The 24025-nt window shown below is 63.2% G+C and carries 25 protein-coding genes; 13 read left to right on the top strand and 12 right to left on the bottom strand.

The window, feature by feature from the left end; all coding sequences use genetic code 11:
• Positions 1-80 precede the first annotated feature (80 nt).
• Together nth and rsxB are read right to left on the bottom strand one after the other, a co-directional pair.
• Positions 81-725, bottom strand: a complete 645-nt coding sequence (nth, locus tag GA566_RS04885; protein WP_160471846.1) for an endonuclease III — start codon at positions 723-725, stop codon at positions 81-83.
• Positions 722-1570 carry an electron transport complex subunit RsxB gene (gene rsxB / locus GA566_RS04890; RefSeq protein ID WP_160471847.1) on the bottom strand — a complete coding sequence of 283 codons (849 nt, stop codon included), beginning with the start codon at positions 1568-1570 and terminating at the stop codon, positions 722-724. The genes nth and rsxB overlap by 4 nt, the downstream gene beginning before the upstream one ends.
• 214 nt (positions 1571-1784) lie before the next feature.
• On the opposite strand from rsxB, the gene GA566_RS04895 reads away from it, so the two are divergent.
• Positions 1785-2420 (top strand): TetR family transcriptional regulator, encoded by a 636-nt coding sequence (locus tag GA566_RS04895; RefSeq protein WP_137926798.1) that lies wholly within the window; start codon positions 1785-1787, stop codon positions 2418-2420.
• Between the two features lie 72 nt (positions 2421-2492).
• Here GA566_RS04895 and GA566_RS04900 read toward each other — a convergent pair whose 3' ends face one another.
• Together GA566_RS04900 and GA566_RS04905 are read right to left on the bottom strand one after the other, a co-directional pair.
• Entirely contained in the window at positions 2493-3731 is a 1239-nt protein-coding gene (locus tag GA566_RS04900; protein ID WP_137926799.1) for a polyhydroxyalkanoate depolymerase, read from the bottom strand.
• Positions 3732-3973: 242 nt separating this feature from the next.
• Complete coding sequence (locus GA566_RS04905; protein WP_137926800.1) at positions 3974-5170, bottom strand: amino acid aminotransferase; 1197 nt, start codon at positions 5168-5170, stop codon at positions 3974-3976.
• A 156-nt stretch (positions 5171-5326) separates the two neighbouring features.
• Between GA566_RS04905 and uvrB the strand changes: the two genes are divergently transcribed.
• The 11 genes from uvrB (at position 5327) to iscX (ending at position 14026) form a co-directional block, all read left to right on the top strand.
• Positions 5327-7420 carry an excinuclease ABC subunit UvrB gene (gene uvrB / locus GA566_RS04910; protein ID WP_137926801.1) on the top strand — a complete coding sequence of 698 codons (2094 nt, stop codon included), beginning with the start codon at positions 5327-5329 and terminating at the stop codon, positions 7418-7420.
• 128 nt (positions 7421-7548) lie between these two features.
• Positions 7549-7770 (top strand): hypothetical protein, encoded by a 222-nt coding sequence (locus GA566_RS04915; protein WP_137926802.1) that lies wholly within the window; start codon positions 7549-7551, stop codon positions 7768-7770.
• Positions 7771-7816: 46 nt separating this feature from the next.
• Complete coding sequence (locus tag GA566_RS04920; protein ID WP_137926803.1) at positions 7817-8056, top strand: hypothetical protein; 240 nt, start codon at positions 7817-7819, stop codon at positions 8054-8056.
• Positions 8057-8285: 229 nt separating this feature from the next.
• Positions 8286-8840 carry a Fe-S cluster assembly transcriptional regulator IscR gene (iscR, locus tag GA566_RS04925; protein WP_160471849.1) on the top strand — a complete coding sequence of 185 codons (555 nt, stop codon included), beginning with the start codon at positions 8286-8288 and terminating at the stop codon, positions 8838-8840.
• A gap of 74 nt (positions 8841-8914) precedes the next feature.
• On the top strand, positions 8915-10135 hold the full coding sequence (locus GA566_RS04930) for an IscS subfamily cysteine desulfurase (RefSeq protein WP_137926805.1): 1221 nt from the start codon (positions 8915-8917) through the stop codon (positions 10133-10135).
• 55 nt (positions 10136-10190) lie between these two features.
• The gene (gene iscU / locus GA566_RS04935) at positions 10191-10586 is read left to right on the top strand and encodes a Fe-S cluster assembly scaffold IscU (protein ID WP_137926806.1); all 396 of its coding nucleotides are present in this window, start codon (positions 10191-10193) and stop codon (positions 10584-10586) included.
• Between the two features lie 22 nt (positions 10587-10608).
• Complete coding sequence (gene iscA / locus GA566_RS04940) at positions 10609-10929, top strand: iron-sulfur cluster assembly protein IscA (RefSeq protein WP_092292575.1); 321 nt, start codon at positions 10609-10611, stop codon at positions 10927-10929.
• 114 nt (positions 10930-11043) lie between these two features.
• Positions 11044-11562 carry a Fe-S protein assembly co-chaperone HscB gene (gene hscB, locus GA566_RS04945; RefSeq protein WP_137926807.1) on the top strand — a complete coding sequence of 173 codons (519 nt, stop codon included), beginning with the start codon at positions 11044-11046 and terminating at the stop codon, positions 11560-11562.
• 9 nt (positions 11563-11571) lie between these two features.
• Positions 11572-13437, top strand: a complete 1866-nt coding sequence (hscA, locus tag GA566_RS04950; protein WP_137926808.1) for a Fe-S protein assembly chaperone HscA — start codon at positions 11572-11574, stop codon at positions 13435-13437.
• A 33-nt stretch (positions 13438-13470) separates the two neighbouring features.
• Complete coding sequence (gene fdx / locus GA566_RS04955) at positions 13471-13809, top strand: ISC system 2Fe-2S type ferredoxin (protein ID WP_160471851.1); 339 nt, start codon at positions 13471-13473, stop codon at positions 13807-13809.
• A gap of 22 nt (positions 13810-13831) precedes the next feature.
• The gene (gene iscX / locus GA566_RS04960; protein WP_137926810.1) at positions 13832-14026 is read left to right on the top strand and encodes a Fe-S cluster assembly protein IscX; all 195 of its coding nucleotides are present in this window, start codon (positions 13832-13834) and stop codon (positions 14024-14026) included.
• Positions 14027-14106: 80 nt separating this feature from the next.
• On the opposite strand, the gene GA566_RS04965 is transcribed toward iscX, so the two are convergent.
• From GA566_RS04965 to prfB, 4 genes are all read right to left on the bottom strand, one after another.
• Entirely contained in the window at positions 14107-14712 is a 606-nt protein-coding gene (locus GA566_RS04965) for a glycine zipper 2TM domain-containing protein (protein ID WP_137926811.1), read from the bottom strand.
• 345 nt (positions 14713-15057) lie between these two features.
• Positions 15058-16599 carry a lysine--tRNA ligase gene (gene lysS, locus GA566_RS04970; RefSeq protein ID WP_137926812.1) on the bottom strand — a complete coding sequence of 514 codons (1542 nt, stop codon included), beginning with the start codon at positions 16597-16599 and terminating at the stop codon, positions 15058-15060.
• A gap of 47 nt (positions 16600-16646) precedes the next feature.
• Complete coding sequence (locus GA566_RS04975) at positions 16647-17417, bottom strand: SDR family oxidoreductase (RefSeq protein WP_160471852.1); 771 nt, start codon at positions 17415-17417, stop codon at positions 16647-16649.
• A 122-nt stretch (positions 17418-17539) separates the two neighbouring features.
• Positions 17540-18644 (bottom strand): peptide chain release factor 2 gene (gene prfB, locus GA566_RS04980; protein ID WP_137926814.1). Its coding sequence is split into 2 segments (ribosomal slippage): positions 17540-18562 and positions 18564-18644, totalling 1104 coding nucleotides; the frame shifts between segments, so codons are not numbered across the junction.
• A 210-nt stretch (positions 18645-18854) separates the two neighbouring features.
• Here prfB and GA566_RS04985 point away from each other — a divergent pair.
• Positions 18855-19592 carry a peptidoglycan DD-metalloendopeptidase family protein gene (locus GA566_RS04985; protein WP_160471854.1) on the top strand — a complete coding sequence of 246 codons (738 nt, stop codon included), beginning with the start codon at positions 18855-18857 and terminating at the stop codon, positions 19590-19592.
• Between the two features lie 9 nt (positions 19593-19601).
• Here GA566_RS04985 and GA566_RS04990 read toward each other — a convergent pair whose 3' ends face one another.
• The 4 genes from GA566_RS04990 to GA566_RS05005 form a co-directional block, all read right to left on the bottom strand.
• The gene (locus tag GA566_RS04990; protein ID WP_160471856.1) at positions 19602-20882 is read right to left on the bottom strand and encodes a hypothetical protein; all 1281 of its coding nucleotides are present in this window, start codon (positions 20880-20882) and stop codon (positions 19602-19604) included.
• Positions 20882-21700, bottom strand: a complete 819-nt coding sequence (locus GA566_RS04995; protein ID WP_370459299.1) for an outer membrane lipoprotein-sorting protein — start codon at positions 21698-21700, stop codon at positions 20882-20884. The genes GA566_RS04990 and GA566_RS04995 overlap by 1 nt, the downstream gene beginning before the upstream one ends.
• A 145-nt stretch (positions 21701-21845) precedes the next feature.
• A complete protein-coding gene (locus GA566_RS05000) occupies positions 21846-23276 on the bottom strand; it encodes an ABC transporter permease (RefSeq protein ID WP_160471858.1) in 1431 nt (476 codons plus the stop codon).
• Entirely contained in the window at positions 23273-23977 is a 705-nt protein-coding gene (locus GA566_RS05005; RefSeq protein ID WP_137926818.1) for an ABC transporter ATP-binding protein, read from the bottom strand. The genes GA566_RS05000 and GA566_RS05005 overlap by 4 nt, the downstream gene beginning before the upstream one ends.
• Positions 23978-24025 lie beyond the last annotated feature (48 nt).

The raw sequence follows: 24025 nt of genomic DNA on the forward strand, positions 1-24025 counted from the left end.
ATTCGGTGGGGCTGGCGGGCGGCGTTTGGAAGGTTCCGCCCAACCTCGCGCTTTCCCGGATTGCGGCCCAGTCCGAATGTCTAGACGTTTGGGGCTGGCGTTTTTGGCTTGAACTCGCAGAGCGGCTCGATCGCGCAGTGCCAGCATTCTGGCTTGCGCGCCTTGCAGACATAGCGGCCGTGCAGGATCAACCAGTGGTGGGCATCGTGCATGAACTCGGTCGGCGTGACCTTGAGCAGCTTCTGCTCCACGGCATCGGGGTTCTTGCCCGGCGCCAGCCCGGTACGGTTGGCCACGCGGAAAATGTGCGTGTCCACGGCGATGGTGGGATGGCCGAACGCCACGTTCAGCACCACATTGGCGGTCTTGCGCCCCACGCCCGGCAGCGCTTCCAGCGCCTCGCGCACCGGTGGCACCTTGCCGCCGTGCTGTTCCACCAGGATGCGGCAAGTCTCCATCACATGCTTCGCCTTGGTCTTGTATAGCCCGATCGTCTTGATGTATTCGATCAGCCCGGCCTCGCCGAGATCCAGGATCTGTTGCGGCGTGTGCGCGACGGGATAGAGGCGGCGCGTGGCCTTGTTCACCCCGACGTCCGTGGCCTGCGCGGACAGCAGCACGGCGATCAGCAACTCGAACGGCGAGCTGTATTCGAGTTCCGTCTCTGGCGTGGGATTGACTTCGCGCAGGGTTTCGAAGATGGCAAGGCGCTTGGCTGGGTTCATGCGCGGGACGGATCGTTGTTGTTGTCTTGAGGGCTGGGCGAGGCGTCCGGAGCCGACGTACCGAGACCAAGCCGCGAGCGGCGGGCCTCGGCGGCATCGATCTGGGTCTGCACGGCGGGCGACACGTTCTCGGTATTGCGCGGCTTGGCGGCAGCGGCCGCCGCAGCCTTTTCGCGCGCCCGGGCCATCGCGGCCTCGATGATGGCTTTCTTGCGCGCCTGGGCGGCCCGTTCGGCGTCCGATTCCACCGGCTCGGTTTGCAGGGCTTCGAGCTTGGCCGCAGCCTTCGCGGCCAGGCGTGCGTCGTTTTCCTCGCGCTCACGCACGAGCCGCACCCGTCGCGACAGATAGCGGGCATGCGCGACATCAGCCTGTTCCTGCGACCACGCATCCCATCCGGTATTCGCGCCGGTCACGGGGACCATCGCGATGCAGTCCACCGGGCAGGGCGCCACGCAGAGATCGCAGCCGGTACACCAGTCGGGCAGCACGGTATGCATCTGCTTGGCCGCGCCGACGATGGCGTCGACCGGGCATGCCTGGATGCAGAGCGTGCAGCCGATACAGAGCGATTCATCGATTCGGGCCACAGCACGGGGCTGTTCGATGCCGCGTTCGGGATCGAGCGGCTGCGGCGCCGTGCCCAGCAGCGCGGACAATCGTACGATGCCCGTGGCACCCCCGGGCGGGCAGCGGTTGCTGTCGGCCTGACCCGTGGCCATGGCCTCGGCATAGGGGCGACAGCCATCGAACCCGCACTTGGTGCATTGGGTTTGCGGCAGCAAGGCTTCAAGACGGTCCGCCAGGCTGGCGGTGCCGGCTGCGGTGGGTTGGGAGTGGGTCACGACTGCGAGACTGCAAAAACGGATTCTGGGGGAGCGACTGGCACATCGGCACGCAAGCGCATCGGCGCGTCTCTGCCGGACGCGTGGCGGCAAGGATTATCCCCGATTTCGCCGCCATGCAGAAAAGGGGATCATGCGGCGTCACCCGTATGTGGGACAAGGGGAGGGGGTGACGGCTGTGCCATAATCCGCGCAATCGACAGACCGGAAATTCATGTCAAACGAGCCAAGAACCAAGCGGGATCCCGAGGGCACGCGTCGGCGTATCCTGGCGGCCGCCACCGAAGAGTTTGCCAAAGGCGGGCTGGCCGGTGCCCGCGTCGACCAGATCGCACGTCGGGCGGAAACCAACGAGCGGATGCTGTACTACTACTACGGCAGCAAGGAAGGTCTCTTCCTTACCGTGCTCGAAAAGCAGTACGCCGAATTCCGTGCGGCCGAGGAGCAGCTTCACATCACGGACGAAGACCCGGTGGCGGCGGTCCGCACGCTCGCCCGATTCGTCTGGGACTGGTACTACGCGCATCCCGAATTCATTCGGCTGGTCAACAGCGAGAACCTGCACGAGGCGCGGCACCTGAAGAAATCTTCGCAACTTCACCAGTTGATCAACCCCGTGGTGGATGTGCTGGCCGACATCATCCGGCGCGGCCAGCAACAGGGCGTGTTCCGTGATGGCATCGACGTGCCGCAGTTCTACCTGACCATTTCGGCGCTCGGCTACTATGTGCTGTCGAACCGGTACACGATCAGCGCCGTGATTGGCCGCGACGTGGCCTCCGAAGAGGAACACGCCCGCTTTGCCGAGCTGCATACGGACATGCTGCTGTCCTACCTGACCAATCGCTGAAGGTTGCTGACATCCGCCGAAAGCAAAACGCCCGCAAGAAATTTGCGGGCGTTTTGCTTTGGCAGAAGACCTTCAGTGCTTCCGGATGAAGTCGCGCAGTTCCGGATAGATGTTCTCGCGCCAGCGGCGGCCCGAGAAAATCCCGTAGTGGCCGCACTTCGGCGCGGTGATATGTTGCTTGCGCGCTTTCGGGATACCTTCGCACAGGTCGTGTGCGGCAGCCGTCTGGCCAGCACCTGAAATATCGTCCAGCTCGCCCTCGATAGTCAGCAGGGCGGTGCGCTTGATGTCTTGCGGACGCACCGGCGCACCATCGATTTCCCACGTGCCGTTAGCCAGCCGGAATTCCTGGAACACCTCGCGGATCGTGTCGAGGTAGTAGTCGGCCGCCATGTCGAGCACGGCGTTGTACTCGTCGTAGAACTTCACGTGCGCGTCGGCATCGTCGGAATCGCCCTCGACCAGACTCAGGTAATAGTCATAGTGCGAGGAGAGATGGCGGTCCGGGTTCATCGCCACGAAGCCGGCATGCTGCAGGAAGCCGGGATAGACCTTGCGGCCATGACCCGGATAGTTGGCAGGCACCGTGTAGATGACGTTGTTCTCGAACCACTCGAACGATTTGTTCGTCGCCAGCGAGTTGACCGACGTCGGGCTCTTGCGGGCATCGATCGGGCCGCCCATCATCGTCATCGTGCGCGGCGTCTTCTCGCCGGCCGAAGCCATCAGCGAAATCGCCGCCAGCACCGGCACCGTCGGCTGGCACACCGAGACCACATGCAGGTTTTCCGCGCCGATATGGCGAATGAATTCCTGAATGTAGTAGATATAGTCCGAAAGGTGGAAGGCACCGTCTTCGGCCGGGACCATCCGGGCATCCACCCAGTCGGTCACATAGACCTTATGATCCTGCAGCAACGTGCGCACCGTGTCGCGCAGCAGCGTGGCGTGGTGGCCGGACAGCGGCGCGGCCACCAGGACCACCGGCTCGTCCTTGAGCAGCTTGATGGTCTCGGGATCGTCGGCGTACCGCTTGAAGCGGATCAGCTTGCAAAACGGCTTTTCCAGCACCGTCTGTTCGACGATGGGAATGTCGCGCCCGTTGGAACGCACGGCCTTGATATCGAACGCCGGCTTCTCGTATTCCTTGCCGAGCCGGTATAGCAGCTCGTAGCCTGCCGCCAGCCGGGGCGCACCCGGCAGCAGCGAGAGGGGGCTGAGGGGATTGATAAACGTCTTGGCGGTCGCCTGCATCCACGCGGTAAGCGGGTTCAGCATCGAGCGCTGGAATTCATGCAATTGATAAAGCATGCCTGTCTAGCCTTTATTGTCGCGAGTGACTCGCACAACGATTATGCCCGCAATCGAACGATCGTGCTCTGCAGCATATCTCTCAAAGGTACGCCGCCAGCCGCGGAAGACAATAGGACATTGGCGCTATATCGGGATGACATCCGCCGACAAAACGGAAAAAGGCGACCGGAGTGGCTTCCAGGTCGCCTTTTTCGACTGGGTGTTGCATTTTGGTGCAACGCCCAGATGCAGCAAATCGCTTAGTAGACGGCGGCGATGGCTTTCACCACGGCGTCGATGTTGCGGCTGTTCAGTGCGGCCACGCAGATGCGCCCCGTGCCCACGGCGTAGATGCCGTGTTCGGTACGCAGGCGGTCCACCTGGGCCGAGGTCAGGCCCGAGTACGAGAACATGCCGCGCTGCGCCTTGACGAACGAGAAGTCGCCCGGCACGCCAGCGGCGGCCAGCTTGTCCACCAGCGCATTGCGCATCAGCTTGATGCGGTCGCGCATCTCGCCCAGTTCCTGCTCCCACATGGCGCGCAGTTCCGGGCTGTTCAGGACGGTGGCGACTACGGTGCCACCGTGGGTCGGCGGGTTCGAGTAGTTCGTGCGAATGACACGCTTGATCTGCGACAGCACGCGCTGCGCTTCGTCCTTGCTGGTCGTCACGATCGAGATCGCGCCCACGCGCTCGCCGTAGAGCGAGAAGCTCTTCGAGAACGAGCTCGACACAAAGAAGGGCAGGCCCGACTCGGCGAACAGGCGCACAGCGGCGCCGTCCGGCTCGATGCCGTCGGCAAAGCCCTGGTAGGCCATGTCGAGGAACGGAATCAGGTTGCGTTCCTTGACCAGTTCCACCACCTGCTTCCACTGGGCTTCATTCAGATCCACGCCGGTGGGGTTGTGGCAGCACGCGTGCAGCACGACGATCGTGTTGGCCGGGTACGACTTCAGCGATTCCACCATGCCGGCGAAGTTCAGGCCGTGGCTCGGGGCATCGTAATAGGCATAGTTCACTACCGGGAAACCGGCGGCTTCGAACAGCGCGCGGTGGTTTTCCCAGCTCGGATCGCTGATGGCGACCGAAGCATCCGGATACAGGCGCTTCAGGAAGTCGGCGCCAATCTTCAGGGCGCCCGTGCCGCCAAGTGCTTGTGCGGTCACAACGCGGCCTTCCGTGATCAGGGCCGATTCCTTGCCGAACAGCAGGGTCTGGACAGCCTGGTCATACGCGGCAATGCCTTCGATCGGCAGGTAGCCACGGGGCGTGGCGGTCGTCAGGCGTGCCTTTTCGGCCTCCTGCACAGCGCGCAGCAGCGGAATTTTCCCTTCGTCTGTGAAGTACACGCCAACGCCCAGATTCACCTTGGTGGGACGCGTATCGGCATTGAATGCTTCATTCAGGCCCAGGATCGGGTCGCGCGGGGCCATCTCGACGGCAGAAAACAAACTCATTTGGAATCTCGTGGTCAGCTGTGTAACAAAACGGAGGGCGTAGAATGCTTCGGACTGCGCTGGGCTGCGGCAGATCGGCAATGGGGTTGAACCGTTCCGCGCAACCCCAAGATTCTAGCGTATCCGCCCGTTTTCCTGAGGTATTTCCCTAATTTCATGACGAATCTCGCTGAAGCCGCCCCCGTTCTCGACGAAGACAAGTTCGTTACTTTTCCGGGGTCCCCGTTCCAGCTCTATCAGCCCTATCTACCGGCCGGCGACCAGCCCGAGGCGATCCGCCAACTGGTGGAAGGGGTAGAGGATGGGCTGTCGTTCCAGACACTGCTGGGGGTAACCGGCTCCGGCAAGACGTTCACGATGGCCAACGTTATCGCGCGGATGGGGCGGCCAGCCATCGTATTTGCGCCAAACAAGACGTTGGCAGCGCAACTGTATTCGGAATTCCGGGAGTTCTTTCCGCGCAACGCCGTCGAGTATTTCGTCAGCTACTACGACTACTACCAGCCTGAAGCCTACGTGCCGCAGCGCGACCTGTTCATCGAGAAGGACTCGTCCATCAACGAGCACATCGAGCAGATGCGGCTGTCGGCCACCAAGAGCCTGCTGGAACGGCGCGATACGATCATCGTGGCGACGGTGTCGGCCATCTACGGTATCGGCAATCCGAGCGAATACCATCAGATGATTCTGACGCTGCGCAACGGCGACAAGCTGAGCCAGCGCGACATCATTGCGCGGCTGATTGCGATGCAGTACACGCGGAATGACGCGGACTTCCAGCGTGGCACGTTCCGCGTGCGCGGCGACACGCTCGACATCTTCCCTGCCGAGCATGCTGAAATGGCCGTTCGCGTGGAACTGTTCGATGACGAAGTGGATTCGCTGCAGTTCTTCGATCCGCTGACAGGGCGCGTGCGTCAGAAGATTCCGCGCTTCACGGTCTATCCGTCGAGCCACTACGTCACGCCACGCGAGACCGTGCTGCGCGCGATCGAAAACATCAAGGTGGAGTTGCGCGAGCGACTGGATTTCTACTACAAGGAAAACCGCCTCGTCGAGGCCCAGCGGCTGGAACAGCGCACGCGCTTCGATCTGGAAATGCTGACCGAACTCGGCTTCTGCAAGGGCATCGAGAACTATTCGCGGCACCTGTCCGGCGCCCAGCCGGGCGAACCGCCGCCGACGCTGGTGGACTACCTGCCGCCGGACGCGCTGATGTTCCTCGACGAGTCGCACGTGCTGATCGGCCAGCTCAACGGCATGTACAACGGCGACCGCGCCCGCAAGACCACGCTGGTCGAATATGGCTTCCGGCTGCCGTCCGCCATGGACAACCGGCCGCTCAAGTTCGACGAGTACGAGCGCAAGATGCGTCAGGCCGTCTTCGTGACCGCCACGCCCGCGAACTACGAGAAGGAACATGCCGGCCAGGTCGTGGAGCAGGTGGTGCGGCCCACGGGGCTGGTGGACCCGACGATCGAGGTCCGTCCGGCCACCACGCAGGTGGATGACCTGCTGGGCGAGATCCATGCGCGGGTCAAGGTCAACGAGCGCGTGCTGGTGACCACGCTGACCAAGCGCATGGCGGAGCAACTGACCGAGTTCTTGTCCGAGAACGGCGTCAAGGTCCGCTATCTCCATTCGGACATCGACACGGTCGAGCGCGTGGAGATCATCCGCGATCTGCGCCTGGGCACGTTCGATGTGCTGGTGGGGATCAACCTGCTGCGCGAAGGCCTGGACATTCCGGAGGTATCGCTCGTGGCGATCCTCGATGCTGACAAGGAAGGCTTCCTGCGTGCCGAGCGATCGCTGATCCAGACCATCGGCCGGGCAGCACGGAACGTCAACGGTACCGCCATCCTCTACGGCGACCGGATGACGGACTCGATGAAGGTGGCGATCAGCGAGACCGAGCGCCGCCGCGCCAAGCAGATGGCGCACAACGAGGCCCACGGCATCACGCCGCGCGGTGTGGTCAAGCGGATCAAGGACATTATCGACGGCGTGTATGACCCGGACGACGTCAAGGCCGAATTGTCCGCTGCCGCGGAGCGCGCGAAGTACGAGGACATGAGCGAGAAGCAGGTGGCCAAGGAAATCAAGCGCCTGGAGAAGCAGATGCTCGAACACGCCAGGAATCTTGAATTCGAGAAGGCTGCCCAGGTACGCGACAGCCTGGCCAAGCTGCGTGCGCAGGTGTTTGGTGGCGCCGCCGATGGCGACCATCTGTTGCCGCCGTCAAGCTGAGGCAATCCCCGATCCAGCAAGAGGCGCTCCCGGTGCCCATGTTGCGGCACGGCATCCTATAGTGATGAAGGACATCCGCGTCCGGAGCCCCGCAGTCGTCGTGCCGCATCACGAACCAGGAGCGCGCCATGGTCACGCAGTTCGAATACGGTGGATATGCTGTCGTGGCCCGCGCCATCCGACATGCGGCCGGCGGCTTTGCCGGTGTGGTGACGATTGCCGACGCATTTGGGGAGCCGGGCGGCCCCACGTTTGAAACCGAGACAGGCACGGCCGAAACGCCAGAGGCGGCACTCGCCCTGGCCGAGGCCGAAGCCATGCGCACCATCGACGCCGGTGAAGTGAACTGACCACGGGCGCAGGTTGGGCCAAGACACAGCTGGCCGGGAGACAGGAATGGCGTATAGCAGTGAATGGAAGAAGAAGGTGTTCGAGACGCACGAGATCCAGGTGCTCGTGAAACCTCGCAATCCGGTGGACTGGGACTTCACTGTACGGGTCTGCCGCAAGGGGACCAACATCCGCGCTGCCAGCACGCTTGTGGAGAATGCGCCGGCCTCGGCGCACTACAAGTCGCCGGAGGAAGCGGAAGCCGCGGGCTTCGCGCGTGGCAAGGTTCTAGCCGAACAGCTATAGATTCCCAGACTGTGATAGCAGCAAGTCGGGCTGTGCCGAAATTTGCCGCAGCCGGTAAAATCGCGCCCTGATTCGGCCAATCACGGCCAAAGGCGCGCTGCCAGGCGGTTTTCAGGGTCATCGTTATAGCTTTCGGAACAGTGCATTGCAGCACGGGGAACTTGACTGATTTAGTCGGGATATCGTAAACTCGACCGAAATCCTCAAGTATTCCCTCTCCCCGAGCATCATGAGACTGACCACCAAAGGCCGTTTCGCGGTAACCGCCATGATCGACCTGGCTATGCGCCAGGATCAGGGACCCGTCACATTGGCGGGTATCAGCCAACGCCAGAAGATCTCGCTGTCGTATCTCGAACAGCTCTTCGGCAAACTGCGCCGCCATGAGATCGTGGAAAGCGTGCGTGGCCCGGGGGGCGGATACAGTCTTGCCCGCAAGGCCGAAGACGTTACGGTTGCAGACATCATCATCGCCGTGGACGAACCGCTCGATGCCACCCAATGCGGCGGCAAAGGCAATTGCAATGGCGATGAAGGCACAGGCCGCTGCATGACCCATGAACTGTGGGCCACGCTGAACCAGAAGATGGTCGAGTACCTCGATTCCGTCTCCCTGAAGAATCTGGTTGACCAGCAGCGCGCCCGCCAACCGGCCGTGCTGCACGACCGGCGCGAAGACGCCGCGCAACAACCGGTCACCATATCCCGCAATAAAACCGAAAAACAGGAAAAGCCTGCGCGCGCCCGCGTGGTCAATTCGGTGTTCAGCCTCGCCCAGTCGTAAGCAAGGCTGTAGCATTTATACTAAACTATCGGTAGGCAGTACGCGATAAGCGATCCCTATAAGGCAGTCATAAGATGAGCACCACCCCACACTTCCCCATCTACATGGATTATTCGGCCACGACGCCTGTGGACCCGCGCGTCGCCGACAAGATGATTCCGTACTTGCGCGAGCAGTTCGGCAATCCGGCCTCGCGCAGCCACGCCTACGGGTGGGACGCCGAGCGTGCAGTGGAAGAAGCGCGCGAGCAGGTTGCGGCGCTGGTGGGTGCCGATCCGCGCGAGATCGTGTGGACGTCGGGTGCAACCGAATCGGACAATCTCGGTATCAAGGGCGCGGCCAATTTCTACTCGGGCAAGGGCAAGCACATCATCACCGTGAAGACCGAGCACAAGGCTGTGCTCGACACCACACGTGAACTGGAACGTCAGGGCTTCGAGGTGACTTACCTCGATGTCAAGGATGACGGTCTGATCGACATGGACGTGTTCAAGCAGGCACTGCGCCCGGACACGATCCTGGTGTCGGTAATGCTGGTGAACAACGAAATCGGCGTGATCCAGGACGTCGAGCAGATCGGCGAGATCTGCCGCGAGAAGGGCATCATTTTTCACTGCGACGCTGCGCAGGCTACGGGCAAGGTCGGTATCGACCTGAGCAAGCTGAAGTGCGACCTGATGTCGTTCTCGGCCCACAAGACCTATGGCCCGAAGGGCATCGGCGCGCTGTATGTCCGCCGCAAGCCGCGTATCCGCATCGAAGCGCAAATGCACGGCGGTGGTCACGAGCGCGGCATGCGTTCGGGCACGCTGGCTACGCACCAGATCGTCGGCATGGGCGAAGCATTCCGCCTGGCCCGCGAGGAAATGGCCACGGAGAACGAGCGTATCCGCATGCTGCGTGATCGCCTGTGGAACGGCCTGTCGTCGATGGAAGAGGTGTACCTGAACGGTTCGATGGAACACCGTGTGCCGCACAACCTGAACGTCAGCTTCAACTTCGTGGAAGGTGAGTCGCTGATCATGGCCATCAAGGATGTGGCCGTGTCGTCGGGCTCGGCTTGCACGTCGGCATCGCTGGAACCGTCGTACGTGCTGCGCGCGCTGGGTCGCAATGACGAACTGGCGCATAGCTCGATCCGCTTCACTGTTGGTCGTTTCACGACGGAAGCGGAAGTGGATTACACCGTCGAACTGCTCAAGAACAAGATCGGCAAGCTGCGCGACCTGTCGCCGCTGTGGGAAATGTTCAAGGACGGCGTCGACCTGAATTCGATCCAGTGGGCCGCGCACTGAGCGTAGCCGGCAGTCATAACAAGAACCCCATAAAGATTCGTCAGAGGTAGCCAAAATGTCTTACAGCAACAAGGTTCTCGACCACTATGAAAATCCGCGTAACGTTGGTTCGTTCGACAAGAACGACGACGCGGTGGGCACCGGCATGGTCGGCGCTCCGGCCTGCGGCGACGTGATGAAGCTGCAGATCAAGGTGAACGAATCGGGCGTGATCGAAGACGCCAAGTTCAAGACCTACGGTTGCGGTTCGGCCATCGCATCGTCGTCGCTGGTGACCGAATGGGTCAAGGGCAAGACCGTGGATCAGGCGCTGGAAATCAAGAATACGCAGATCGCAGAAGAACTGGCGCTGCCGCCGGTGAAGATCCACTGCTCGATTCTCGCGGAAGACGCCATCAAGGCGGCCGTCGAGGACTACAAGAAGAAGCACGGCGTCGCGCAAGCCGCGTAATTTTTCTGACAGCAAGGCAAAGATGATCACAATGACCGAAAAGGCGGCGAAGCACGTCGCCCGCTACCTCGAACGTCGTGGCAAGGGCGTGGGCCTGCGCGTCGGCGTGAAGACCACTGGCTGCTCGGGCCTGGCGTACAAGCTTGAGTATGTGGACGAGGTGCTGCCCGAGGACCAGGTCTTCGAGACGCGTGGCCTCAAGGTCATCGTGGATCCGAAGAGCTTGCCGTACATCGACGGCACCGAACTCGATTTCGCACGCGAGGGGTTGAACGAGGGTTTCCGATTCAACAATCCGAACGTCAAGGACGAGTGCGGTTGCGGCGAGTCGTTCCGGGTCTGACCCGACGCCGCGTCCGCATCGGCAAGATGCGCGGCGCGGCAATACGACAAGGGGGCGGCATGACCGCTCCTTTTTGTTGGCAGAACTGTTGGCGAAGTTTTTGAAAGACGCGCTTTGAAAGACGATTTCTTCTCGCTGTTCGGGCTGCCCGCCCGGTATGACGTGGATGAGGCGGCGCTGGAGGCTGCCTACCGGACAGTCCAGTCGCAGGCCCACCCGGACCGCTTCGCCAATGCCGGCGATGCCGAGCGGCGCGTGGCCATGCAGTGGGCTGCGCATGCTAACGAGGGCTACCGGACGCTGCGCCAGCCGCTGAAGCGCGCCATCTACCTGTTGCAATTGCGCGGTGTGGATATCCAGGCCGAAAGCAATACGGCGATGGCGCCTGCCTTCCTGATGCAACAGATGGAATGGCGTGAAGCATTGCAGGACGCGGTGGAAACGCGCGATGTCGGGCAACTGGACAGCCTGCTGCGCGAGCTGCGACAGGAAAAGCGCGATCGTCACGCGGCGCTCGGTGCATTGCTCGATGGCGCGGATAACGACGCCGCAAGCGCGGCTGCGCGCCAGCTGATGTTTATCGAAAAGATCGAACACGACGCCAGCGAGGCGATCGATCGGCTCGAAGATTAGAAGATTCTCATGGCACTGCTCCAGATTTCCGAACCCGGCATGTCCACGGCGCCTCACCAGCGCCGGCTTGCCGTGGGTATCGACCTCGGCACCACCAATTCGCTGGTGGCTGCCGTACGCAACAGCATTCCCGAAGTCCTGCCTGACGAAAGCGGCCGCGCGCTGCTGCCGTCCGTGGTGCGCTATCTGCCGAACGGCGCGGCGCATATCGGCTACAAGGCCCAGGACGAGGCAGTACGCGATCCCAAGAACACCGTGATTTCGGTCAAGCGCTTCATGGGCCGCGGCCTGCGGGACGTGACCAATATCGAGCACAGCCCGTACGATTTCGTCGATGCGCCGGGCATGGTGCAGATCAAGACCGTGGCGGGTGTAAAGAGCCCGGTGGAAGTCTCGGCAGAGATTCTGGCGACGTTGCGTCAGCGCGCCGAGGATTCACTGGGCGACGATATCGTGGGTGCCGTGATCACGGTGCCGGCGTACTTCGATGACGCGCAGCGCCAGGCAACGAAGGATGCGGCGCAACTGGCTGGTCTCGACGTGCTGCGCCTGCTTAACGAGCCGACGGCTGCGGCCATTGCCTACGGTCTCGACAACGCTGCCGAAGGCATTTACGCCGTGTACGACCTGGGCGGCGGCACTTTCGATATCTCGGTGCTCAAGCTCACTAAGGGTGTGTTCGAGGTGATGTCGACCGGCGGCGATTCCGCACTGGGCGGCGATGACTTCGACCAGCGCCTGATGTGCTGGATCGTCGAGCAGGCCGGCTTGCAGCCGCTGTCCGCCGAGGACATGCGCTTGCTGATGGTGCGAGCCCGTGCGGCCAAGGAAGCGCTGTCGTCGAGCGATACGACCGTGATCGACGCGGTACTGAACAGCGGCGAGATCGTGCATCTGCCGCTGGACGCCGACACCTTTATCGATATCACGAAGCATCTGGTGCAGAAGACGCTGGCGCCCGTGCGCAAGTCGCTGCGCGATGCCGGCGTGGGCCCCGAGGACGTGAAGGGCGTGGTGCTGGTGGGCGGCGCGACGCGCATGCCCGCCATCCGCAAGGCGGTGGGCGAGTATTTCGGCCAGCAGCCGCTGACGAATCTGGACCCGGATCGTGTGGTGGCGCTGGGCGCCGCGATGCAAGCCAACCTGCTTGCTGGCAACCACGCACCGGGCGACGACTGGCTGCTGCTCGACGTGATCCCGCTCTCGCTGGGCGTGGAAACGATGGGTGGCCTTGTCGAAAAGATCATCCCGCGCAACAGCACCATTCCAGTAGCGCGTGCGCAGGAGTTCACGACGTTCAAGGATGGCCAGACGGCCATGGCGATCCACGTGCTGCAGGGCGAGCGTGAACTGGCGAGCGATTGCCGCTCGCTGGCCCGCTTCGAGCTGCGCGGTATTCCGCCGATGGTGGCGGGTGCGGCGCGTATTCGCGTGACTTACCAGGTGGATGCCGACGGCCTGCTGTCGGTGTCGGCGCGCGAGACCAATTCGGGCGTGGAAGCGTCCGTGACCGTGAAGCCTTCGTACGGATTGGCCGATGACGACATCGCCCGGATGCTGCAGGAAAGCTTCCGCGAAGCCGAGCACGACATGAAGAGCCGTGCGCTTGCCGAAGAACGTGTCGAGGCCGATCGTCTGGTGGAAGCCACCGGACGTGCGCTCGAAGTCGATGGCGACCTGCTCTCGGATGCGGAGCGCGCGGACGTGGATGCGCTGATGGCGAGCGTGCGTGACATCGCCCGGGGCGAGGACCACCACGCGATCAAGGCGGCGGTGGAACGGCTGTCGCATGGTACCGATGAATTTGCCGCGCGCCGCATGGATCGTTCGATCAAGAGCGCGCTGGCTGGAAAGAAGGTGGAGGACCTCGGCTAAGCGCCGGGTCCGCACGGAAAGCACAGGAAAGAAATGCCACAGATCATCGTCTTGCCCCACGTGGAATTGTGTCCCGAGGGCGCTGTTTTCGAAGCCAGCACCGGCGTCAGCGTTTGCGATGCGCTGCTGACGAACGGTATCAACATCGAGCACGCGTGCGAGAAGTCATGCGCCTGCACCACGTGCCATGTGGTGGTGCGCGAGGGTTTCAACTCGCTGGAAGATGCCGGGGAAACCGAGGAAGATTTGCTCGACAAGGCGTGGGGGCTGGAGCCCAACTCGCGACTGTCGTGCCAGGCTATCGTCGCCGACGAAGACCTGACCGTCGAAATTCCGAAATACACGATCAACCACGCCAAGGAAGGCCACTAAGGCCCACGCGAGGAGTTTCCCCATGAAATGGACCGATACCTACGACGTTGCCGCAGCGCTGTTCGACAAGTTTCCCGATGTCGATCCGCAGACGGTGCGCTTCACGCAACTGCGCCAGTGGGTGCTTGAACTGGATGGGTTCGACGACCTGCCGGAACGCTCGGGCGAGAAGATCCTCGAAGCGATTCAGCAGGCTTGGATCGAGGAGGCAGCCTGAGGGTCTGAAGGTTGCCGGAAACAAAAAAGCACGGTTTTAAGCCGTGCTTTTTTGTTTTGGCGGACACGAACGGGAGCAGGTCAACCCCGCACCAACACTCCCTTCTCCATATGCACCCGTTCACCCACTTCCACCCCCGGCGGGTTCTGATAGGTGAACGTGCGGCGTGAGCCGTCGTCCATCTTCACGTTCACGCGGTATGTCTTGTCCGTGTTGAGTTTCTTCTCGGCGTAGTTCCCGCCTACGCCGCCAGCGGCGGCTCCGGCTACCGTGCCGAGGATGCGGCCGTTGCCGTTGCCGATCTGGTTGCCAACGAGGCCACCCACAACCGCACCACCCAACGCACCGAGGCCGCTAGTCGGCTTTTCGGCCGCCACGACCTGTACGCCGGTCACGTGGCCGGCGGTGCTGCTGGGACGTGGGGTTGGCTTCGGCTCGACCTGGGCTTGCTGCGCCGTGTCGCGAGCTGGTGGGCGCGTCGTGGAGCCGGCCGGCTGGCTCGGAGCAGTCTGGCTGTATGGCGATGCCGCAGGCTCGGCGGGATTCGGGCTGGCCTTGCCAAACGGCAAGATACCCGTGACGGCGGCCACGGCAGTCAGGCTTGCAATGACTACGGCAATAGCAGCCGTCGCAATCAGCGGATGAAGACGCCGCGGAGACGGCAGGGTAGATTCCGGACCAGACATGGCGACACTCCAGTTCGCTGGCGAGGCAGCGGATACTGAAATTCTGTCCGAATTTGCAGCCTATTTCCGTTGGATTTTGTAAGGAGGTGTAGCGCGAAAATCGCTGAGGAATCAGGAGGTTACGGCGATGTCAGTGGGTGTCTGACAGGGTGGAGGTAACAATTGGAGGGCTAATTCACCGCCGACGTTGTGGCTCCCCTCTCCCACATCGTGGGAGAGGGGCTGGGGGAGAGGGCCAGACTCTCAAGATGCGATCTACGCAGTTTGAACCGCTTCGCCCTCTCCCCCGACCCCTCTCCCGCAAAGCGGGAGAGGGGAGCAATACAAGGCAAACCTGCGCGCGACTTAATCTTCCCGACGCAGATGCGGGAACAGAATCACGTCGCGGATGTTGGGGCTGTCCGTCAGCAGCATGACCAGGCGATCAATACCGATGCCGCAGCCGCCCGTCGGAGGCATGCCGTATTCGAGCGCGCGGATGTAGTCGGCGTCGAAGTACATGGCTTCCTCGTCGCCTGCGTCCTTCTGCTCGACCTGCTTGCGGAAGCGGTCGGCCTGGTCTTCCGGGTCGTTCAGTTCCGAGAAGCCGTTGGCGATCTCGCGGCCCGTGATGAACAGTTCAAAACGTTCGGTGATGCCCGGCTGTGTGTCGGAACCGCGTGCCAGCGGCGAAACTTCCACCGGGTAGTCGACGATGAAGGTCGGCTCCCACAGTTGCGATTCGGCGGTTTCCTCGAACAGCACCAGTTGCAGCGTGCCGATGCCCGCGTTCAGGAACTGCGGCGCATTGACGTTGATCTTGAACTTGTCCTTGAGCTCGGTGCGCAGGAAGACCACGTCGGCCAATTGCGCGTCCGTGTACTCGGGCGCGAACTTCTGGATGGCCTGGCAGATCGTCAGACGATGGAACGGCTTCGACAGGTCGAGCTCACGGCCCTGATAGGTCAGCGTGGCGCTGCCGCGTGCATCGATGGCAGCCTCGCGGATCAGGTTTTCGGTGAAGTCCATCAGCCAGCGGTAGTCCGTGTAGGCCGCGTAGAACTCCATCATCGTGAACTCGGGGTTGTGGCGCGGGCTCACCCCTTCGTTACGGAAATTGCGGTTGATCTCGAACACGCGCTCGAAGCCGCCAACGATCAGTCGCTTCAGATACAGCTCGGGGGCGATACGCATGAACATCTGCATATCCAGCGCGTTGTGGTGCGTGATGAAGGGCTTGGCCGCCGCGCCACCCGGAATCGGGTGCAGCATCGGCGTTTCCACTTCCATGAAGCCGGCGTCCGCCATATGGCGGCGCAGCGACGACATCGCCTTGGTGCGGGCACGGAAGGTCTCACGCGTTTCCGGCGATACGATCAGGTCCACATAACGCTGGCGATACTTCATTTCCTGGTCGGCCAGGCCATAGAAGTCGCCCGGCAGCGGACGCAGGCTCTTGGACAGGAGACGCAATTCCGTTACCGACACCGACAGCTCGCCAGTCTTGGTCTTCATCAGCGTGCCGCGTGCCGCCACGATATCGCCAAGGTCCCATTTCTTGAAGCTGGCGTAAGTCTCTTCGCCCACGGCATCGCGGCTGATGTAGAACTGGATCCGCTCGGTGGAGTCCTGGATCGTGGCAAAGCTCGCCTTGCCCATCACGCGCTTGAGCATCATGCGGCCGGCGATGGACACTTCCACCGCACTGGCTTCCAGCTCGGGTCCTTCGATCGGGTCGTACTGCGCGTGCAGCGGACCCGCCTGATGCGTCGGGCGGAAATCGTTCGGGAAGGCGATGCCCTGCTCACGCAGCGCCTGCAGTTTCTCGCGACGCTCAGCGATGATCTTGTTTTCGTCGACGGCCGGTGCGTCGGTGGGTGTGGCTGGCGTGCGGGTCGGTTCGGTCATGGTGTGAAATTCTGTTGCGCGAGGCAGAGCCCCGCGCGGCATTCGATTCAATAGTTGCGGATGTCGTCGAGTTCGGTCTTGCCGAAATCGGTACGTCCCAGATAGGCCACGATGCGCGCGGCCACATCCTCGGGCGATGCCAACTGGTCGTTGGCCTTGAGGTCCCGGAAGCGTTGCACCTGGGCGAAATCCGCTTCGCGGATCGTCTCCTGCATCCCCGTATCCACCACGCCCGGTGCCAGTGCCACGGCGCGCACCGCACGTTCGTCCGGCAGGCTCGCGTACTCGGTGTTGACCGAGCGGATGAACATGTCCAGGCCCGCCTTGCCGGCGCAGTACGCGCTCCAGCCCGGCACCGGATTGCGCGCGGCGCCCGACGAGATCGCCAGCACGCGGCGCGAGCAGTCGAACCGTGCGGTGTGTTCGATGAACGCCGCAGTCATCGTCATCGGCGTGACCAGGTTGGTCTGCAGATGCGGCACCAGGGTGTTGTCGCGCAACTGGGTGATCGGACCAATCGGTTCCACCACGCCCGCGTTCAGGATCAGCGTGACGCTGGCAGGCACGTCGTCCACCGCATCCAGCACACTGCCGAGCCAGCCTGCGGACGGACCCGGCTGCGACAGATCCTGCAGGTGCCAGGCCACCGGCACGCCGCTGGCCGATGCCGCTGCTTCAAGTTCGGTATTGCGATTGCGGGCGACTGCGATCACGCGGTTGCCCGGTTTGAGCAGCGTACGCACGATGGCGGCACCAAGGCCGCGCGAGGAACCGGTGACGATATAGAGATGGGCGGAGTGGGGCGTTCCGGTGGTCATGACTTGGACCTTGTTGTGTGAAACGGCTTTCGGTAAATGGCTCGGGTTGCTTCGGCCGCGTCGCGGCACGCTCCGGGGAGGGTGCCGCGAGCGGTCGCGGTCTTGCTGTTGCCTGCCGATGCTTACAGGCCTTGCTTCAGGCTGGCCTCGATGAACGGATCGAGATCGCCGTCGAGCACCTTCTGCGTGTTGGACATTTCCACGTTGGTACGGAGGTCCTTGATGCGGCTCTGGTCCAGCACGTACGAGCGGATCTGGTGGCCCCAGCCCACATCGGTCTTGCCGGCTTCGAGCTTGTCGGCCTCGGCCTGGCGCTTGCGCATCTCGTGCTCGTACAGGCGCGATTTCAGCATCGACATCGCCTCGGCACGGTTCCGGTGCTGCGAGCGGTCGTTCTGGCACTGCACGACAATGCCGGTCGGGATGTGCGTGATACGCACGGCCGAATCGGTCTTGTTGATGTGCTGGCCGCCGGCGCCCGACGCGCGGTACGTGTCCACGCGCAGGTCTGCCGGGTTGACCTCGACCTCGAACGAGTCATCCACCTCGGGGTAGACGAACACCGACGAGAACGACGTGTGGCGACCGCCCGACGAATCGAACGGCGACTTGCGAACCAGACGGTGCACGCCGGTCTCGGTACGCAGATAGCCGAATGCGTAGTCGCCTTCGATCTTGATCGTGGCGCTCTTGATACCGGCCACGTCGCCTTCGGATTCTTCGAGCACCTCGGCCTTGAAACCCTTGCGCTCGCAGTACTTCAGGTACTGGCGCAGCAGCATCGATGCCCAGTCGCAGGCTTCGGTACCACCCGCCCCGGCCTGGATGTCGATGAACGCATTGGCCTGGTCCATCTCGCCCGAGAACATGCGGCGGAATTCCATGTCCGCGACGATGGCTTCGAAGCCCTGGACATCGGTCTCGATCGATTCGAGCGTGTCGTCGTCGCCTTCCTCGCGTGCCAGCTCGAACAGTTCGTCCGTGCCGCTCAGGTCGTCGGTCAGCTTGCCGAGCGTCTGCACGACAGCTTCGAGCGCCTTCTTTTCCTTGCCCAGGTCCTGGGCACGCTTGGGGTTGTTCCAGACCGCCGGATCTTCCAGCAGCCCGTTGACTTCATCTAGACGGTTTTCTTTGACATCGTAGTCAAAGATACCCCCGTAGATCTTCCGTCCGGGAACGGAGATCGGAGATGGCACCGGAAATGGCGTTAAGGCGTTCTGCTTCCATGAGATTCCTAGAATTCTGCGCTTGCGAAAACGTGGAATTATAGCGGATCGGCGGTGGCCTCCCGGGCCCGGCATGCCCATTTTCGGCCATGTTTCGGTGAACTGTTCGCGTACCGAACGGTCTGTGGTGGGGTAGCGACTGTCTTTCCGCCCGCCTTTGCCTTCACTTGGGCGACAATAGCGGCCACGTCCCGGTTGTTTCTCCCCGAGCATGACCACTTCCACAGCACTCTCCGCAGCACCCCGATCCCAGAATCCCGCCCGGCGTCTGTCCGCGCATCTCGCCGCCGTGTCCTTCGCGGTATGGCTGGCCGCCTGCAGTACCACGCCCAGCGAACCGGCCCCCGAAGGCTATTACCGTGTCGAGCGGGGCGACACGCTGTATTCGATTGCCCGTCGCAACAATCGCTCGGTTGCCGAGCTGGCGCGCTGGAGCAACATCCCGGACAAGAGTCAGATCGAGGTGGGCCAACTGATTCGGATCAAGCCGCCTGCGGGAGCGGGAATCTCCGCTGCCAAGGCGGGAGGTGCCCCGGCAGCGTCCAGCGCACCCGAGAAGCCTGCGGCCTCCGAGCCGCCGTCAAAGCCGCCAGCCACGCCGATCAGTCTCCAGTGGCCGGCCGATGGCCGTGTCACCGGCCGTTATGCGCCGCCGTCGGAGAAGGGATTGCGAATCGAGGTGCCGGCTGGCGGCAAGGTTCGCGCCGCCGCCTCCGGCTGGGCCATTCACGTCGGCACGCTGCGCGGCTACGGCCAGCTTGTGATCGTCAAGCACAACGACGACTGGCTGACCGTCTATGGCAACCTGGACAAGACGCTGGTCAAGGAGGGCTCACGTGTGGCATCACGCCAGGAACTGGGCAGCATGAACAACGCCAGCGAACTGCATTTCGAAGTGCGTGGCAGCGGCAAGCCGGTCAACCCGGCCAGCTACCTGCCGTCGCGATAGCGCCGAGACCTAGAAGTACAGCGCGGTCAGCAGCATCAGCGACTGGCGCACCGGCAGGCTGCCATAACTGGTGTCCCGCGCGCCGGCATTGCGCTGCCATTGCAGGGCAATATCCCATCCCGGCAGGCGGTAGCGCCACTCGATCCAGAACATATTGCTGCGATCGACCAGATCCAGGCGGGCCATGGCGTTCAGGTCGAGGCCGGGTGTCATGGCGTCACGCCAGCTTACGTAAAGAAACGCGCCCGAGCGCGTAGCCAGCTCCTGCGAATCGGCCAGGAACTGGCGGTATCCCATCTGTGCCGCAGGCGGCAGTCGCCAGAACTGCCGCCACTGCGTGGCATCCGGCGCGGCGCCGTCATATTGGTACTCGGCTGTCGCAGTGACCTTGCCGCCGATCGTCCAGGTTCCCCCTGTGGAGAGCCGTTGCCGGAAGGCGGTGTCGGGTGGCAGTCCCAACGCCTCGTTCAACTGTGACCGGTCTCGTCCGCCCGACCATTCCGCGTAGGCGGTCACCGCATCGCTGGCCAGCACGCTGAGGTTGACACCCACCTGAGGCGACTGTCCCTGTCCGCCCTGCAGCAACAACTGAGGCTGGATGCGGTCGGAAAGCCGAGCCGACGCGCCCAGCAGGTAGCGATGACGGCGGTTCGTGGCCCCGAGATCTGGGCTGAATGATGCCTGACTGGGGGTGCTGGCGAGCTTGGGCGAATAGAGCGCGAAGGCTGCGCCGCCATTCCAAAGCCATTGGCTGCGCGCGACGATGCTGCCCTGGCGGTTCTGGCGCAGACTGTCGGGCGCCACCGATGGCACGGCGCGCACCGCCCCATCGTTGAACCAGTCGGTGGGGTTGTATCCCATCGCCACGCCCTGGCGGACATTGATCCGTCCCAGTTCCACGCTCGCGTGCGAGGTGGGCTGCCACGCGAGATAGCCTTCCTTCCATGTGTTGATTACACGCTGGCCGCTGGCGTTGGCGCGTGAGAAATCGTCGATCCGATCGCGAAACACCAGACGCAGTGCGGGCGTGACGCGATAGTCGAGTGCCATGTCGAGCGCCCCGCGCGCCACGGCGTACGCGGACGTATCCCGCTCGGACTCCATGCCGGCAGCGGCTTCCACCGTCAGTTGCCAGGGCTTCTCGTGCGTGTGGCTATCGGTGGTGTCATCGGCGAGCATCAATGCAGCGAGGTCGTCCTCCGGCATCAGGCCCGTGTCGGTCTCGGCCAGGGCCAGCGATGCCGTGGAGGCCGCCAGCCACATGCAGGTGTGCAGGATGCGGCGGCGCATCAGCGATCGGAAGGGGCAGGGCCGGCCGCCTCCGGCTTGAATTGCGGCAGGTAGTCGCGCTGCAGCCATGCCGCCGGAATCGCGCGCTCCACGAAGTTGCTGTAGCGCATGACGGTGATCCAGCCCGGCTCCAGCGCGTCGATGATGACCTGCTCCGTGGGGCGAAGGCCGCCAAGCTGGTGCTGGTAGCGCCGGTAGTAAACGGTCTTTAGCAAGCGCCCGCTGTCTGCGTGGAACTGCGCCTTGATGGGATGGTTGTTGCCGGCGTCGAGCCATAGCCGAACGTGGTGGTACGTGGCCTCGCTGGTTCGGGCCCCAAGATGCAGCCGCACGCTCTTGCGCGTCTTGCGGTCGCCGTCATGCACCGACTCGTTAGCCTCGAACCGCGCCGTGTAGTCGGCCGCGAAGTTGGCGGAGATGACGTCGCCGTTCGACGCCTGTCCCAACAGGCGCTGCTGCGGCGAAATGCGGATGCTGGCCTGGCTGGCGGGGTCATAGAACCACAGGTCCTTCCCGCTTTTCAGCGTGAGCTTGCCGACCTCCCGGGCCGGCGCCACGTAGCGGACGAGGCTCCGATACTGAGCGCGCGCCTCGTCGAGATGGGAATAGACGGTGACCGTGGCGCTGTCGCTTTGCTTGCCTTTGCGGTATTCCACCAGCGTGGTCGTCAGCGAGAACGAGGTGGAAGGATTACGCACCCGGTCGCTGGCTTCGAGCAGGCGCTGGGCGGACGAGGATGGCGACTTGGCCTTGCCGGACGCAGTGCCGCTGGCGGCGGCGTTCCCGCTTGCGGCCACCCAGGCCAGCGGCAGCAAGATGGCAACGGCGACGGGCAGCCAGCGCCGACGATGTGAAGCGGGACGGGGCAGGGATGGATGCATGGCAGGCGGGGCAGGCAGGGCAGTCGGGAAAGGGGCCGCTGTCGGACCCGACAGCGGCAAGGCATCGACTCGGTGATGGCGTTCAGACATGGCGCAGGGCATCCACGACATTCATCCGCGAGGCACGGCGTGACGGCAGCCAGGCCGAAGCCATCGACAGCACAACAATGCCGACACTGCTGAGCACCACTAACTCCGGGGCATTCCAGAAGCGCGCGGTGACCGGAATCTCGATCGCCATGCCGGGCGGCGACCACGGGATACCGCTGCGCTCCAGCAGCAGGGCAATGCCCAGCGCCAGGATCGCGCCCAGCACCCAGCCCGTCATGCCGAGCAATCCGCCTTCGGCGACGAACATCCGCAACACGCCGGGGCGCTGGATGCCGATGGCGCGCAACGTGCCGATTTCCACGGTGCGCTCCATGATGGCCATGCTCATGGTGTTGCTGACCGTGAACAGCACAATGACGGCCATCAACGTGGCAACGAATACGAACAGCGCAACCACCATGTCGATGGTCTGGCGGTAGGGTGGATTGAGTTCGAAGACATCGCGGATTTCCAGTCCCGCGTCACGCAACGGCCCGGCCAGCAACTGCTCAAGCCGTTCGCGCGCCGCGTCGATCTGCGCGGTGTGCTGGAACTGCATGACGAGTGTGGTGACCTTCGGGTCGCCCTGGCCGAACACCAGTTTCTGGGCCTGCGCGAGGTGCATGCCGACGAAGCTGTCGTCTGCCGCCTGCATGCCTTGCTTGACCGCACGCGCCACACCCAGGCGGGCGATGTTCGGCGCGCTGCCGGTGCTGGCCGTCAGTACGTCAAGTTGCGCAGCGCTGCTGGCGGATGCCGACGCGCCAGGCGCCATGGCTGCGTCGTGGGTTGTGTCTTGTGCCGCGTCGCCGGCAGACAGCGCGGCAAGTTCATCCGGCGTGTCCGCGGCGCTGTCGTCGCGTTCAACGGGCGGTGGCTCCGGACACCCGGCCACGCCGAGTGCATCGCACATCTGCAGGATGCGGGCGACGCCCATGCCGATCAGCGCTGCATCGGGAGCCGTGTTGTCGAGTCCGTGCGGCGACGCAGGAATGGGCACGTCATAGCTGTTCCATTCGAGCAGGCGCCCGAGGTCCTTCGCCACCACGCCCTGAACCGCTACGGGAATGGACGTTGCATGGCCGGCATTTGCACCAATACCGCCAAACTGCAGCATCGGCGTGGCCACGGTCAGCATCGGCGCCAGCACGGGGTCGTCGCGCAGCAGTTGCAGGATGTCGTCGCTACGGGAAATGCCATAGGCGGCCGGGTTGCCGCGTCCGAAATCGTTGTAGCCGGCTTTCACCAGTTGCAGGTGCCCGGTGTGCTGCACGTAGATGGTCTGCAGGCCGAAGGTGATGTCGCGTGCGTAGCCGCCCAGCAACAGGATGGCCATCGTACCGATGACCAACGCCAGCAACGTGATCAATGAGCGGCGGCCATTGCGGCGCAGGTTGCGTGCCGCCAGTACAAATGCATTCATGGCGCGACCCCGGCGGCTGCCACCGGTTCGGCGGCGTCGAGGCGGCCGTCCCGCAATCGGATCAGGTCGTCGGCGTGCGAGATCACCATCGGATCGTGCGAGGAAAAGACGAAGGTAGTGCGATGCGTGCGCTGGAGCGTGCGCATCAGTTTCAGAATGTCGAGGGCGGTATGGGTGTCGAGGCTGGCAGTGGGTTCGTCGGCCAGCACCAGTTCCGGGGCGTGGATCAGGGCACGGGCAATGGCCACGCGCTGGCATTGCCCGCCTGAGAGCTGGTTCGGACGGTGACGCCCCTTGGTGCCAAGGCCCACGGCTTCGAGCATGTCGCGCACGCGCCAGCGTCGCTCGGCGGCAGGGACGCCTCGCACGAGCAGCGGATACTCAATGTTTTCCGATGCCGTCAGCACCGGCAGCAGGTTGAAATTCTGAAAGATGAAGCCGATATGGCGGGCGCGGAAGTCTGTCAGGGCAGAGTCGGACCAGTCACCGACCGGCTTGCCGCCGATGCGGACCCGACCGGCGTCAGGCCGGTCGATGCATCCAATCAGATTCAGCAGCGTGCTCTTGCCGCTCCCGGATGGCCCTGCGAGTACGGTGAAGCGTTGCGCGCCAATACGGAGTGATACATCCGATAGGGCGGCCACGCGTTCGACGCCCAGGGCGTATTGCCGGCTGACATTGGAAAGGGTGACTGCATCCATTCAGTATCTCCGTAGAACTTACCGGGGACGGGTAAGTCAGGGACTGAA

Source organism: Cupriavidus sp. SW-Y-13 (assembly GCF_009793345.1).
GTDB lineage: Bacteria > Pseudomonadota > Gammaproteobacteria > Burkholderiales > Burkholderiaceae > Cupriavidus.